Annotated in this window: 12 protein-coding genes and 1 CRISPR repeat array; of the genes, 7 read left to right on the forward strand and 5 right to left on the reverse strand. The window is 43.2% G+C overall.

From position 1 onward, the window contains the following. Nucleotides 1–255: 255 nt before the first annotated feature. The gene (locus ACWATR_RS05725; protein WP_460340223.1) at nt 256–1,830 is read right to left on the reverse strand and encodes a pentapeptide repeat-containing protein; all 1,575 of its coding nucleotides are present in this window, start codon (nt 1,828–1,830) and stop codon (nt 256–258) included. A gap of 69 nt (nt 1,831–1,899) precedes the next feature. Between ACWATR_RS05725 and ACWATR_RS05730 the strand changes: the two genes are divergently transcribed. Both ACWATR_RS05730 and ACWATR_RS05735 read left to right on the forward strand, forming a co-directional pair. Next, entirely contained in the window at nt 1,900–2,739 is an 840-nt protein-coding gene (locus ACWATR_RS05730) for a prephenate/arogenate dehydrogenase (protein ID WP_460340226.1), read from the forward strand. Between the two features lie 180 nt (nt 2,740–2,919). After that, nucleotides 2,920–3,219: a hypothetical protein gene (locus ACWATR_RS05735; protein WP_460330298.1), complete on the forward strand. Its 300-nt coding sequence runs from the start codon at nt 2,920–2,922 to the stop codon at nt 3,217–3,219. Nucleotides 3,220–3,597: 378 nt separating this feature from the next. Then, nucleotides 3,598–4,569: a CRISPR direct-repeat array (repeat unit 37 nt; unit sequence ATTGCAATTCAACAAAATCCCTATTAGGGATTGAAAC). 490 nt (nt 4,570–5,059) lie between these two features. On the opposite strand, the gene ACWATR_RS05740 is transcribed toward ACWATR_RS05735, so the two are convergent. Beyond that, nucleotides 5,060–5,410, reverse strand: a complete 351-nt coding sequence (locus ACWATR_RS05740; RefSeq protein ID WP_069069630.1) for an ArsR/SmtB family transcription factor — start codon at nt 5,408–5,410, stop codon at nt 5,060–5,062. Between the two features lie 80 nt (nt 5,411–5,490). Between ACWATR_RS05740 and trxA the strand changes: the two genes are divergently transcribed. From trxA to ACWATR_RS05760, 4 genes are all read left to right on the forward strand, one after another. Next, nucleotides 5,491–5,814 carry a thioredoxin gene (gene trxA, locus ACWATR_RS05745; protein WP_012412473.1) on the forward strand — a complete coding sequence of 108 codons (324 nt, stop codon included), beginning with the start codon at nt 5,491–5,493 and terminating at the stop codon, nt 5,812–5,814. A gap of 148 nt (nt 5,815–5,962) precedes the next feature. Further along, the gene (locus ACWATR_RS05750) at nt 5,963–6,757 is read left to right on the forward strand and encodes an SDR family NAD(P)-dependent oxidoreductase (RefSeq protein ID WP_460330301.1); all 795 of its coding nucleotides are present in this window, start codon (nt 5,963–5,965) and stop codon (nt 6,755–6,757) included. A gap of 306 nt (nt 6,758–7,063) precedes the next feature. Then, nucleotides 7,064–8,176, forward strand: a complete 1,113-nt coding sequence (locus ACWATR_RS05755) for an alkene reductase (RefSeq protein WP_460330304.1) — start codon at nt 7,064–7,066, stop codon at nt 8,174–8,176. Nucleotides 8,177–8,295: 119 nt separating this feature from the next. Next, nucleotides 8,296–8,961: a nitroreductase family protein gene (locus ACWATR_RS05760; RefSeq protein ID WP_460330307.1), complete on the forward strand. Its 666-nt coding sequence runs from the start codon at nt 8,296–8,298 to the stop codon at nt 8,959–8,961. 165 nt (nt 8,962–9,126) lie between these two features. Here ACWATR_RS05760 and ACWATR_RS05765 read toward each other — a convergent pair whose 3' ends face one another. After that, on the reverse strand, nt 9,127–9,297 hold the full coding sequence (locus ACWATR_RS05765) for a hypothetical protein (protein ID WP_460330309.1): 171 nt from the start codon (nt 9,295–9,297) through the stop codon (nt 9,127–9,129). 138 nt (nt 9,298–9,435) lie between these two features. On the opposite strand from ACWATR_RS05765, the gene ACWATR_RS05770 reads away from it, so the two are divergent. Continuing rightward, nucleotides 9,436–10,212, forward strand: coding sequence for a class I SAM-dependent methyltransferase (locus ACWATR_RS05770; protein WP_460330312.1), 777 nt, complete (start codon nt 9,436–9,438; stop codon nt 10,210–10,212). 196 nt (nt 10,213–10,408) lie between these two features. Here ACWATR_RS05770 and ACWATR_RS05775 read toward each other — a convergent pair whose 3' ends face one another. Then, nucleotides 10,409–11,389 carry a 2-dehydropantoate 2-reductase gene (locus tag ACWATR_RS05775; RefSeq protein WP_460330315.1) on the reverse strand — a complete coding sequence of 327 codons (981 nt, stop codon included), beginning with the start codon at nt 11,387–11,389 and terminating at the stop codon, nt 10,409–10,411. 202 nt (nt 11,390–11,591) lie between these two features. Further along, nucleotides 11,592–12,470, reverse strand: a complete 879-nt coding sequence (locus tag ACWATR_RS05780) for an inositol monophosphatase family protein (protein ID WP_460330317.1) — start codon at nt 12,468–12,470, stop codon at nt 11,592–11,594. Nucleotides 12,471–12,500 lie beyond the last annotated feature (30 nt).

Raw genomic sequence — 12,500 nt, forward strand, 5'->3', positions numbered from 1 at the left:
TTTGTCATTTGTCATTTGTCATTTGTCATTGGTCATTGGTCATTTGTCATTGGTCATTAGTTTAACGAACTTTGGGGGGTTAAGTCCCCAACAAGACAGGCAGCACGTTTTGGGTCGGGGTCTAAATCCCCAAAGTTCGCAGACTCGCTAACGCAAAACGTAATTGCGTTAGCGTAGCGGTAGCGACGCAGGAGCGTCATTGCGAATTGCGTTAGCGGAGCGGGGCGTTAGCCCATTGCGAATTGTTTTAATGCCCTATGTCTCATGACTAATATAGTGAAATCCTTTGACAAAATCTATTACCATATTTAACGAAGGCAATATATCATATTTTATTGATTCATTAGATATATCATCATAAGTTGAAGCATTGAGAGCAGAGCGATTAATAAATCTTTTCCCAAAGTTGGGATGATCATAGACAATCAAAGTGTGGGCGCTGGAATTCGTTAAAATTATTTGGGTTGGGGCTTTACAAAAATTTAACTTAGCGGCTACTTCAATATTTTTTTTCATCTGTTTAATTGTTATAGCCTGACTACTGGCTTGTTCTAAAAGAATATTTAATTGCTCGACAATCTGGGGCGATTTTAAATCTTGTTTGGCAACAACTTCACTGTTAATCATTTCCACCATGCTGGAAATATTCTTTTGAATAGATGCCGCATCTAGAAAAGGAAGAATCACAATATAAGCAGTGGATAATAATGCTTCGTCGCTATCTACATAAAAGGTGAAAATAGTTCGACGACGACCACTTTCGATGCTTGGGGGTTGTTTTAGTCCCCGATATTCTTGAGCAATTTGGTAGTAAGCGCCTGCGATCGCAAAATTAGCTTCGTGTTCTAGAGCTGCATCAACGATAATCCTTATTGTTGGCGGTGTTTCGTTAAAAAAATCTCGTGACTCTGCGGAATGGAATTTTTGAACAATGGAGCGATCGCCATTTGGGCTAAGATCAACCCATTCACAAATCATACTTTCGGTTTTTAAGCCAAACCTGGAGGTGGCATAAAGCTTTGCCCCAGTTAACGTTGCTCCTGTTAAGTCAGCACCGATCCATTCTGCTCTAATTAATTTTGCTTGAGTTAAATTGGCGTGTACTAAACTCGTATTCGTTAAATTGGCATTGCTTAAATCTGCGCCAATTAAATCAGCCCCGCTCAATTTTGCACCGCTCAAATCTGCCCACCGGAGATTTGCACCGCTCAAATCTGCCCAGCGGAGGTTTGCGCCGCTCAAATCTGCCCCGCTCAAGTTAGCATGGCTGAGATTAGCTTGTCTGAGTTCAGCTTCTCGCAAATTTGCACCGCTCAGGTCAGAACGACTGAGGTCACTGGCGTTTAAGTTAGCCATCTCCAAGTTAGCCCCAGTCATAGAAGCACCTCTCAAGACAGTCTCGCTCAAGTTAGCGTGGCGGAGATTGGCTTGGCGGAGTGTCGCTTCTCGCAAATCGGCACCGGTGAGGTCAGCTTCCGACAAATCGGTGCGACTGAGATCAGCGCGAATTAACTCGGCGCGGATTAATGAGGCTCCCTTTAGTTGAGCGCGACTGAGATCGGCTCGAATCAAATTAGCGACGTTGAGGCTGGCGTTGTTCAAGATGGCGCTACATAGATTCGCCCCACTCAGTCTAGCGACATTCAACTTGGCATTGCTCAAGTTAGCTTCACTCAGATTCGCGCCACTCAGGTTGACTATGCTTAAATTAGCATCGCTCAGATTTATGCCACTGAGTTTTACCCCACTCAGATTAGCTTCTGGGAGGTCAACACCACTAAAGTTTAAGACTCCTGCTGCGTATTTTTCCAGTAATTCCTCTACAGTCATCGATGCTACCCCTTGGATGCCAACTTTAATAGTTGGTAAAGTCATAAAAACGGAATGTCAAAATCAAAAATGAATATTGGGATTTTAGGATTGGGACTGATTGGCGGATCTTTGGGCTTTGATTTGCGATCGCAAGGACATCATATCTTAGGAGTCAGTCGCCGTGAATCTACCTGTGAAAAGGCAGTTACTCTCGGCTGTGTTGATCAAGCATCAGTTGATCTGAGCTTGTTAGCAGCCGCAGAGGTTGTATTTATTTGTACTCCTCTAGCGCTTATTGTGCCCCAATTTGAGCAGATGATCGCTCATTTGTCTACTGCTACCATCGTGACTGATGTCGGTTCGGCGAAAGCACAGATAGTAAAGGATATTTCTCCCCTTTGGGATAATTTTATCGGTGGTCATCCAATGGCGGGAAGAACAGACAGTGGGATAGAAGCTGCACAGCGGCATTTATTTGTTGATAAACCTTATGTATTAACACCAATAAATACAACACCAAGTAGTGCAATTACGGTTGTAGAAGAACTTGTGCGATCGCTAGGAGCGAATCTCTATTATTGTCAACCAGAGCAACATGACCGCGCTGTGAGTTGGATTTCCCATTTACCTGTAATGGTCAGTTCCTCGTTGATTGCTGCTTGTTTGAGCGAAACTGACCCCGATGTTTTGGAATTAGCCCAAAAGTTAGCTAGTTCAGGTTTTCGCGATACCAGTCGTGTGGGTGGTGGGAACCCAGAGTTGGGCGTGATGATGGCGCGGTATAATCGTCAAGCATTGCTGCGATCGCTGCAACAATATCGTCACAATCTTGATGAGTTGACCAACTTAATTGAGCAAGAAAATTGGGAAGTTTTAGAGGAAAAATTTAAATCAAGGCAACAGGCACGACCTAATTTTGTTGAATAGTAAAAACACGCCTGTCTTAGCGAATCGAATTCGCGTCTATACAGACAAAACCCACCGCCGTGGGTTTGAAATTCTTTGAGTCCTTCGTTTGTGTAGCCATGATTTCTAATCGCCTAGTATATTTGAGATGCTCAGTTACCAAACCGATGTACCATACAGATAAGTTTACAAAAATAAACAATGGTAGAACGTCCAATTAAGAAATCGGAACGTCAGTCTCAAGGAAGTACTGATAAGAATTCCGAAAACTCGGATTCTGTAACCCCTATTGAATCCAACCCCAAAAGCTCAAAACCGAGCCGCGATCGCTCCTCTGGTGGAAGGAAAAAATCATCATATAAAGATGAAATCAGGCAGCCTGTGAATCTTGCACTAGCGCGTGGCCCAAAACCCGTTAAACCTCCAGCCGCCAAAGTTAAAACAGAAGAACTTGAAACCGAATCAGAATCAGAATCTATCTCTGAAGAGTCTCAAGACTGACATTAGAAGTGCTGCGTGTGATGTGGGAGGCTATAAAGACTGTGATTTCTGGCTCTGAAGGCAGCGATCGCGCCCCCCATCACCATTAGCTTATTGTGTAGCTTCTCACAGAGTTTTTTTATCTCAATGCGCGGAAGGGTAGGTGTACAAATTTCACATTCCCAAAAAAGTGCTTCTATCTCAACACCAGCAAGCATTTCACCCCGCTAATCTTCCATTGTCATCCGCGCAACTTCTGAAATGCTTACAAAAAGTGGTTTTCAGCCTTCAACTTTTACCTACACTCTTTCCAAAGAAATTCTCTAATGCTATGATTGCTCTAGATTCGCGCAACAGCACCTTGAAAACTAAATACAGCTTGGCTTTCAGGCTTCTGCCATTGCAATTCAACAAAATCCCTATTAGGGATTGAAACAAAAAAGTAGGCACCATCTCCCCACTTAAGCCATTGCAATTCAACAAAATCCCTATTAGGGATTGAAACTGTTTCTTGTGAAGAGTTGCCGTTGATTAGTATTATTGCAATTCAACAAAATCCCTATTAGGGATTGAAACATTTACAACTTCATGGGACTTTCAAAATCCGCGAAAATTGCAATTCAACAAAATCCCTATTAGGGATTGAAACATCTCTTTGAGACATTATAATACTCAAGAATCCATTGCAATTCAACAAAATCCCTATTAGGGATTGAAACTTAATCCAAGGGGAATTAGGCTAGCCCAAGGCTGCCAAAGATTGCAATTCAACAAAATCCCTATTAGGGATTGAAACATTGCCGAATTAATTACAACTAAATTTGCCACTGGTATTGCAATTCAACAAAATCCCTATTAGGGATTGAAACACCAGATTCAGCAAGCGGTAATTGAGACTCAGCCCATTGCAATTCAACAAAATCCCTATTAGGGATTGAAACTTTCAACCTTTGACTTGGATGAATTGCCATTAAATTGCAATTCAACAAAATCCCTATTAGGGATTGAAACCGCTCTAAAATTAGAGGACAAGACCCTTATAAAAATTGCAATTCAACAAAATCCCTATTAGGGATTGAAACGGATGAACTTCTCACTGTGGCTAAGACATCTCAACAATTGCAATTCAACAAAATCCCTATTAGGGATTGAAACAGGGCTTTTCATTAATGCTTATGATTCCTTGATGACATTGCAATTCAACAAAATCCCTATTAGGGATTGAAACAAGTCTCATGAGTATATGAATGGATAATTATTTGATTGCAATTCAACAAAATCCCTATTAGGGATTGAAACGCCGCATCAGTCCCAGTAGCAATCGCCGCCGTATCATTGCAATTCAACAAAATCCCTATTAGGGATTGAAACAACACGATGACCAAGTTGATACGGCTAGTGGTGCTTATTGCAATTCAACAAAATCCCTATTAAAAAACAAGAAGTTTCTTAGAGGATGTTTTAAAAGTGGTTGGCAGTAATTTTAGGCACTTGTTGATCCCCCCAACCCCCCTTAAAAAGGGGGGCAAAATCTCTAAAATTCCCCCTTTTTAAGGGGGATTTAGGGGGATCTAAAACGTTTTGCTATCGACCAGAGGACTTTTAAAACATCCTCTTAAACAGGTAGCGAGTGCTGAGTCATGAGTGATGATACCATTTCACTTTAGTAATGATACAAATACGTGGGTAAGGGTTTAGCAGTGCTAAACCCCTACGAAAAATCTATATGTATCAAGATTTTCGTGAAATGGGATGAGTGGGGAATCTCACTTTTTCTACTCATCACTGGCTCAACGCCCCGCTACAGCTAACGGAACTCGGAACTATTTTGCCCAATGCCCAATGCCCCATACCCAATGCCCTAGATCCTTGAAGCTGTTTGTTTAGCACTCGCAGGGACAACAGGCAATGGTTGAGCGGCTTTCAATACCGCATCCAGTAACCCTGGAAACAGCATCTCTAAATCTTCACGCCGCAGGATGTTAATATGCTGTGTCCCTTCTTTCCGTGTAAAGACCATCCCCGACTCCCGCAAAATCTTGAAGTGATTAGACATGGTAGACTTAGCGATCGCAAAATCAAACCTCGCACAGCATTGTTCCCCCTCAGTCGCCAACAGCCGCACAATCTCTAGTCTCACTGGATCGCCCAATGCATACAACACGCCCGGTAAAGAAATATTTTTTCTATCTGGATGATAAAGGAATCTCATAGTTGCATTATCTCATCAGGTGGCATATATTTTTATTATTCGATATTATCGAATAATAGAATTAACTAGGAAGGCAATTTATGTCATCCATTACAAATGTCACAGAAGCCACATTCAAGCAAGAAGTCTTGGAGAGTGAAATTCCGGTATTAGTGGACTTTTGGGCACCGTGGTGCGGCCCTTGCCGGATGGTTGGCCCAGTCGTCGATGAAGTTGCTGCTGAATACGAAGGACAGGTGAAATTTGTGAAGTTGAACACAGATCAAAATCCTACTGTCGCTAGCCACTATGGAATTCGCAGCATTCCGACATTGATGGTTTTTAAAGGAGGTCGCCAGGTCGATACTGTTGTAGGGGCGGTTCCAAAAACTACCTTGAATAAGACCTTAGCACAGCATCTTTAATTTAAGTTAAGGGCATAGGGCATAGGGAATTGGGCATTGGGCATTGGGCATTGGACATTTGCTCCTCTGCCCCTCTGCCCCTCTGCCTCTCTGCTCCCCAGTCCCCAGTCCCAGATCATTCTGTTCCAACTAAAGGGGAAAGAGCGAAATGGACTTGAAATTACAGGGTAAATCCGCGCTAGTCAGTGGCTCAACCGCAGGTATTGGTTTTGCGATCGCTCTTGGGCTAGCTCAAGAAGGTGCATCAGTAATTGTCAACGGTCGGTCTGAAGAAAGAGTAACCCAAGCGATCGCTAAAATTAAGCATTCTACACCGGACGCAAAAGTTTCTGGTGTTGTTGCTGACGCAGCCACCGCATCAGGGGTAGAAAAACTCTTTCAAGAAGTTCCTCACGTTGATATCCTCATAAACAATGTTGGTATTTATGAGCCAAAAACCTTTTTTGATATTACTGATGAAGACTGGTTAAATATATTTGAGGTTAATGTCCTCAGTGGAGTCCGTTTGAGTCGGCAATATCTGCGAAAGCAGCTAGAGCAAAACTGGGGGCGGATAATTTTTATCTCCAGTGAATCTGCTATTCAGATCCCAGTAGAAATGATTCACTATGGCACAACTAAGACAGCGCAGCTAGCTATTGCCAGAGGTCTAGCAGAAATGACTATCGGGACTGGAGTCACGGTAAACTCAGTCCTACCGGGGCCAACCCGTTCAGAAGGAGTTGAAGAATTTATCACCAAATTGGCGCAGGAACGTGGGATTAGTCCAACGGAAGTTGAGGCTGAGTTTTTTCAAAATGTCCGTCCAAGTTCTTTAATCAAACGCTTTGCAACTAATGAAGAAGTAGCAGCGATCGTAGTTTACCTTTCTAGTCCCCTAGCATCAGCAACAAATGGTGCAGCTTTGCGGGTAGATGGTGGCGTTATTCGGTCGATTGTCTAATTAATACACTTTGTATGAGATTGGGAACTGGGAATTAATGACCAATAACAAATGACCAATAGTACTAAGAAAAGCCTAAAGGCTTGTTTAGCCTCGTTCCCAGCCTATAGGCTGGGAATGTATTCCGAAAGGCTCTGGCTCTCGTCAAGAAAGAGGAGGCGGAGCCTCCAAGAATGGTTCCCAGCCTCCAGGCTGGGAACCAGTCAGGTTAAGGGCTGGGGCTGTATCTTAACTTAGTACCATTTGACCAATGACAAATGACAAATGACAAATGACCAATGACAAATGACCAAGGAGATATAACCAATGACAACTGATATCAACTTATTTTCTTCTTACCAATTAGGGAATCTGGAATTACCTAACCGGATAGTAATGGCACCCTTAACCCGAAATAGGGCAGCTAAGGGAAACGTACCATACGAACTGAATGCTACTTACTACACTCAACGTGCTTCCGCTGGACTGATTATTGCGGAAGCAACCCAGGTAACTCCTGAAGGACAGGGCTATCCCGCAACACCAGGAATTCATTCATCAGAACAGGTGGAAGGATGGAAGTTAGTAACTGATGCCGTACATCAGGAGGGAGGAAGAATTTTTCTGCAACTATGGCATGTAGGCAGAATTTCTCACCCAGACTTACAACCGAATGGAGCTTTACCTGTGGCACCTTCTGCGATCGCTCCTAAAGGTGAAGCTGCAACCTATGAAGGGCCAAAACCCTTTGTAACTCCCCGTGCTTTAGAAACTTCAGAAATACCGCAGATAGTAGAACAGTACCGTCAGGGAGCAGCAAATGCCCTAGCGGCTGGGTTTGATGGGGTAGAAATTCACTCAGCTAATGGTTATTTAATCGATCAATTTCTCCGCGATCGCACCAATCAACGTACAGATAAATATGGGGGTTCCATTGAGAATCGGACTCGATTCTTGTTGGAGGTGACGGAGGCGGTAACTAGTGTGTGGGATTCTAATCGGGTAGGAGTACGTTTTTCTCCCAGTGGAACTTTTAACGATATGGGTGATTCCAATCCCCTGGAGACATTTGGTTATGCGGCTCAAGCATTGAACCAGTTTAATTTGGCATATCTGCATCTTTATGAAGCCACAGAGGCAGACATCAGACATGGCGGGATAATTGTACCCACTAGTCACATACGCGATCGCTTTACAGGTACTCTCATCGTCAATGGTGGTTATACCCGTGAAAAAGGCGATGCTGTACTGGCAAACAAAGCAGCAGATTTAGTCGCCTTTGGCACATTATTTATATCAAATCCCGATTTACCCCGACGCTTGGCTTTGAATGCACCACTCAATGAACCAAATCAAGCAACCTTTTATGGTGGCGGTGAAGAAGGATATACAGATTACCCATTTTGGTCGGCTGCTAGTGAGTCGGTAGCTAAGGTGTAATTCATAATTCGTAATTCGTAATTCGTAATTATGACTTTATGGCTGTGCCTTATATTGGCTTGTATCCTAATTAGGAATTACGAATTATTTGGTCATAACTCAACTATCAGGAGAATCTCATGAGTCCTATCACCCAAATCCAACCATTAGATGTACCCAGTGCGATCGCTAAACGTCGTTCCATCAAAACTTTTAAAACAGACCCTATCGCCCCAGAACTACTCAAGCAACTGGTAGAGTTGACTGTGGCAGCGCCCAGCAGCTTTAATATCCAAGACTGGCAAATTATTCTCGTGCAAGATGAGGCGCAAAAGGCAGCACTAGCAGCAGCATCGTGGAATCAACAGCAAATTGTCCAAGCACCTGTAACCTTTGTGTTTGCCGCCGATCCTAACGCAGGCGAACAAGACTTGACCCCGATTCTGGAGCAGGGACTCCAGACTGGAGCATGGAATGAAAAGACGGTAAACTACTTTAAAACCTCCATCCCGCAATTTCAAGCTGGGCTAGGCGACAAGCGACGTGAATATGCCATCAAAGATGCCATCATTGCCGCTACCCATTTGGTGTTAGCGGCAGAAAGTTTGGGATTATCCACTTGTTTTATGAACGGTTGGGTTGAGGATCAGGTAAAGCAAGTCATTGGTGCTGGGGATAATCCAGATTTAGCGATCGCTGTTGTTGTTCCTGTTGGTTATGCAGCCGAACCACGCTTAAATCCGGGTCGTTTGCCATTCTCCTCTAATGTCTCTGTGGATAGAATCGGCAATCCTTATGCAGGGTAACTTTTCCTAAATTGGTATGGGGCATAAAGCAAGAGGTAAAAAAGTCGAGTTCTGAGCCTCATTAATGGAGTTCAAAAACTCATAGACAAAGCTCTGAGGTTTATCGATAAACCTCAAAGACTCGTGAATGAGTCTTTAATAGTCATTCACGAGTTCCATTTATACCTACTCGATCAATTTAGATATTGATCTCTGCTCCACCACTCCCAATACTGTTCGGTTAAGATAAGAGACGCGATGAATTGCCGTCTCTACAATAATCAGTCCTTTGTAGAGACGGCGATTTATCGCGTCTTTGTAATGATTCATCGCGTCTTTGCGAGCTAGAATTTTCATCAAAAAACCTTAACCGAACCGTATTAGATTCACAACTATGCTTCAGTTACGCTCAATTCTTAATCTTTGAAGTAAAACTACGTCCGCGGGTAGAGAACTTCTAGCCTAGACAATTGTTACAAGAAGAGTTTTGAAGGTATGAAAATTGATTTTGGTGCAACTGCTGCTGATTATGCAAAACACCGCGCTGGCTTTCCCAGTTCATTATTCAACAAACTGTCTGAATATGGTATAGGTTTACCAGGGCAGAATATTGTTGACCTTGGCACAGGAACAGGAACACTAGCGCGGGGCTTTGCTGATAGAGGTGCTTATGTAATTGGTATAGACCCATCATTGTCACTTTTAGAACAAGCTAGACAGTTAAGCGAATCTGCCCAACTCAAAGTAGATTATCGAGTTGCAACTGCCGAAAATACCGAGTTACCAGATGCAAGTGCAGATGTGGTGACAGCGGGACAGTGTTGGCATTGGTTTGATCGTCCGCGTGTCGTCCAGGAAATTACTCGCATATTGAGAAGAAATGGCTCGATCGCGATCGCTCATTTTGATTGGATACCCTTAAAAGGTAATGTAGTTGAAGCAACGGAACAGCTGATCAAAGCTCACAATCCAGCATGGAATTTGGGCGGCGGTAATGGCTTGTATCCTTTGTGGTTACAAGATATTGGCGAAGGAGGATTTAGAGAAATCCGCACATTTTCTTACGATGTATTTGTACCTTATACACACGAGGCTTGGCGGGGACGAATTCGTGCTAGCGCTGGCGTGGGAGCTAGTTTGACAACAGAAAAGGTAGAAGTATTTGACCAGGAATTGGCAAAATTACTCGAAGCAAGATATCCTACACAAATTCTTGAAGTTCATCATAGAGTTTGGGCTGCGATCGCCAAATCACCGCAATCTAATTTGTAATGAGGCTACGCACATTCGCTAACCCTGCGCTAAGGTTGTCAGTTTAAGTATTTTAAATTTCCAGAAATTAAATTATTCAATTTTGGGAGCGCAGATGATCGTTAGGTTCTTCCTCCCCTGCTTCCCCTGCTCCCTAAACCGATGGGATATTTTTTTAGTTGGAAGTCCCTTACCTTGATGATGGGTGCTGCGTTGGTCAAATTCTCACTTTGGTCGCCTCCAGCAGCTTGACGCTGGCATAAATAGCATCAATATAAGGTGTGGGGATTTGAGTGAGTTTTCCCAATTCTGCCACCGCGCCAACAATAGCATCTATCTCAGTGGGACGTCCGCCTTCAATATCTTGTAGCATTGAGGTTTTGTGGGCACCAACATTTTCTGCCCCATTAATTCGCTGTTCCAAGGTAATACCAAACTTTATACCCAAATTTTCTGCGATCGCTTGAGTTTCAATCATCATCTGCCGCGCTAGTTCACGAGTGAGGGGATAGCGACAAATATCCTCTAAAGTCGCACCAGTCAGGGCACTGATGGGATTAAATGCTACATTACCCCACAATTTGATCCAAATTTCCGTGCGAATTTGATTACGGATTGGTGCTTTGAATCCTGCTTGTTTTAAAGTCTGTGCCAATAATTGAATGCGTTCGGTTTTAGTACCATCGATTTCACCGAGAGTAAAGCGATCGCCTTCAATATGCTTAATTACACCTGGTTCAATTATCTCAGTTGCCGGGTAAACCACACAACCAATAGCGCGTTCAGCACCGATACTAGTTTCAATAATCCCATCTGGGTCAACAGATTGAATCCGCGTACCTTCATACTCACCACCATGTTGACGAAAGTACCACCAAGGAACGCCATTTTGGGCTGTTACCACCATTGTGTGAGCATCATAGAGTGCAGGGAGAAAAGGTGCGATCGCCGGAACACTGTGAGCCTTGACAGTTAAAATTACTACATCTTGTGGCCCCGCTGACTGGATATCACTAGTGGCCAAAGATGGAGTAGCAATTTGGCTAGAACCGTCTGCCATGACCAACTTTAGTCCATTTTTTTGAATTGCTTCCAAATGAGAACCACGCGCAATCACGGTCACTGCTTCACCTGCTAGTGCCAGTTTTGCCCCTAAATATCCACCAATCGCACCCGCGCCAACAATACAGATTTTCATTGTGTCGAAAAAATATGGGTCATGGAAGACGGTATCCAGTTCAGTTCAAAATTTCCAAGTTCCAAGTAGTGAGTTTCCCGCCTTAAACCAATTCACAATTCGCACTGCCAAAGGCTAGGACTTAAACCCCCAAAGTTCGTGAAAGTGGGAAAATTCACAAGTACTACTCATAACTCATAACTCATAACTCATTACTCATTACTCAGCCCTCACTAGCCGCTAGGCTTTGCATCGCTGACAGTAAGTCTTGATGAACAGATTTTGAAGCAGCTACTATCAATCCAGGTAGGCTATAGTTTTTACAAGTATGCAGTGGCGGTAAAGTCGAACCGTCCAGAGTAGTTACAATCCAGCCAGCCTCTTTTGCAATAAAAGCGAGTGCAGCACTATCAAGAAATTTGCCCGATTTGATGACTGCGCCACTCAAATCACCGCTGAGAATACCATTGAGATTAGGAATTTGAATATCACTAGAGTAATCAGTCGCTATATCGATTACTTTATATCGATCTTTTAGTAAATGTGCGATCGCATTCATTCCCCATCCCAACAAAATAGCAGGTTTGGCGGATGTTATATGTAACGGGGCACAGGCTGCTAAGTTCATCTCCAGCGTCCCTTTAAAAGCACCTTCGCCTCGAAAGGCGTAAAAATAAATGTTTTGGGCAGGAGAAATGGCAATTACTGCTTCAAAATCATCCGAATTTAAAATACTGAGAATAATTTGATAATTAGAATGTCCATCCATATAAAACTTCGTGCCATCAATCGGGTCAAGTGTGACTAAGTAATCACCTTCTGAACCGAGTTCGATAGCGCGAAAATATTTGGTGTTGTTAGAACTTTCATATTCTTCGCCATAAAAGCGAATATCTGGGAAAGTTCCTAGTAATACTACTTCTACTAAATTTTGAATAGCCACATCTGCATCAGTAAGCGCGGCACTAAAAAAGTTGTTTGCTTGTTCTTTGGCAGGAAGTGCAGCAATTTTTGGTTGAAGAACATTGGCATAGGCTGCTGCTACTTTGAGATGGGGGAGTAAAGTCTCCAAAATTAATCGAGTAGTTGGTTTTGTGGACATTGCAGCAAACTCCTTTCAGAAATAATCTAC

Source organism: Nostoc sp. UIC 10890 (assembly GCF_054786515.1).

What these genes read in the sequence shown, in the direction of transcription:
- ACWATR_RS05730 (WP_460340226.1), top strand. Translation starts at nt 1,900, where the DNA reads ATGAATATTGGGATTTTAGGATTGGGACTGATTGGCGGATCTTTGGGC.
- ACWATR_RS05750 (WP_460330301.1), top strand. Translation starts at nt 5,963, where the DNA reads ATGGACTTGAAATTACAGGGTAAATCCGCGCTAGTCAGTGGCTCAACC.
- trxA (WP_012412473.1), top strand. Translation starts at nt 5,491, where the DNA reads ATGTCATCCATTACAAATGTCACAGAAGCCACATTCAAGCAAGAAGTC.
- ACWATR_RS05765 (WP_460330309.1), bottom strand. Translation starts at nt 9,297, where the DNA reads ATGAAAATTCTAGCTCGCAAAGACGCGATGAATCATTACAAAGACGCG.
- ACWATR_RS05725 (WP_460340223.1), bottom strand. Translation starts at nt 1,830, where the DNA reads ATGACTGTAGAGGAATTACTGGAAAAATACGCAGCAGGAGTCTTAAAC.
- ACWATR_RS05770 (WP_460330312.1), top strand. Translation starts at nt 9,436, where the DNA reads ATGAAAATTGATTTTGGTGCAACTGCTGCTGATTATGCAAAACACCGC.
- ACWATR_RS05760 (WP_460330307.1), top strand. Translation starts at nt 8,296, where the DNA reads ATGAGTCCTATCACCCAAATCCAACCATTAGATGTACCCAGTGCGATC.
- ACWATR_RS05780 (WP_460330317.1), bottom strand. Translation starts at nt 12,470, where the DNA reads ATGTCCACAAAACCAACTACTCGATTAATTTTGGAGACTTTACTCCCC.
- ACWATR_RS05755 (WP_460330304.1), top strand. Translation starts at nt 7,064, where the DNA reads ATGACAACTGATATCAACTTATTTTCTTCTTACCAATTAGGGAATCTG.
- ACWATR_RS05735 (WP_460330298.1), top strand. Translation starts at nt 2,920, where the DNA reads ATGGTAGAACGTCCAATTAAGAAATCGGAACGTCAGTCTCAAGGAAGT.
- ACWATR_RS05775 (WP_460330315.1), bottom strand. Translation starts at nt 11,389, where the DNA reads ATGAAAATCTGTATTGTTGGCGCGGGTGCGATTGGTGGATATTTAGGG.
- ACWATR_RS05740 (WP_069069630.1), bottom strand. Translation starts at nt 5,410, where the DNA reads ATGAGATTCCTTTATCATCCAGATAGAAAAAATATTTCTTTACCGGGC.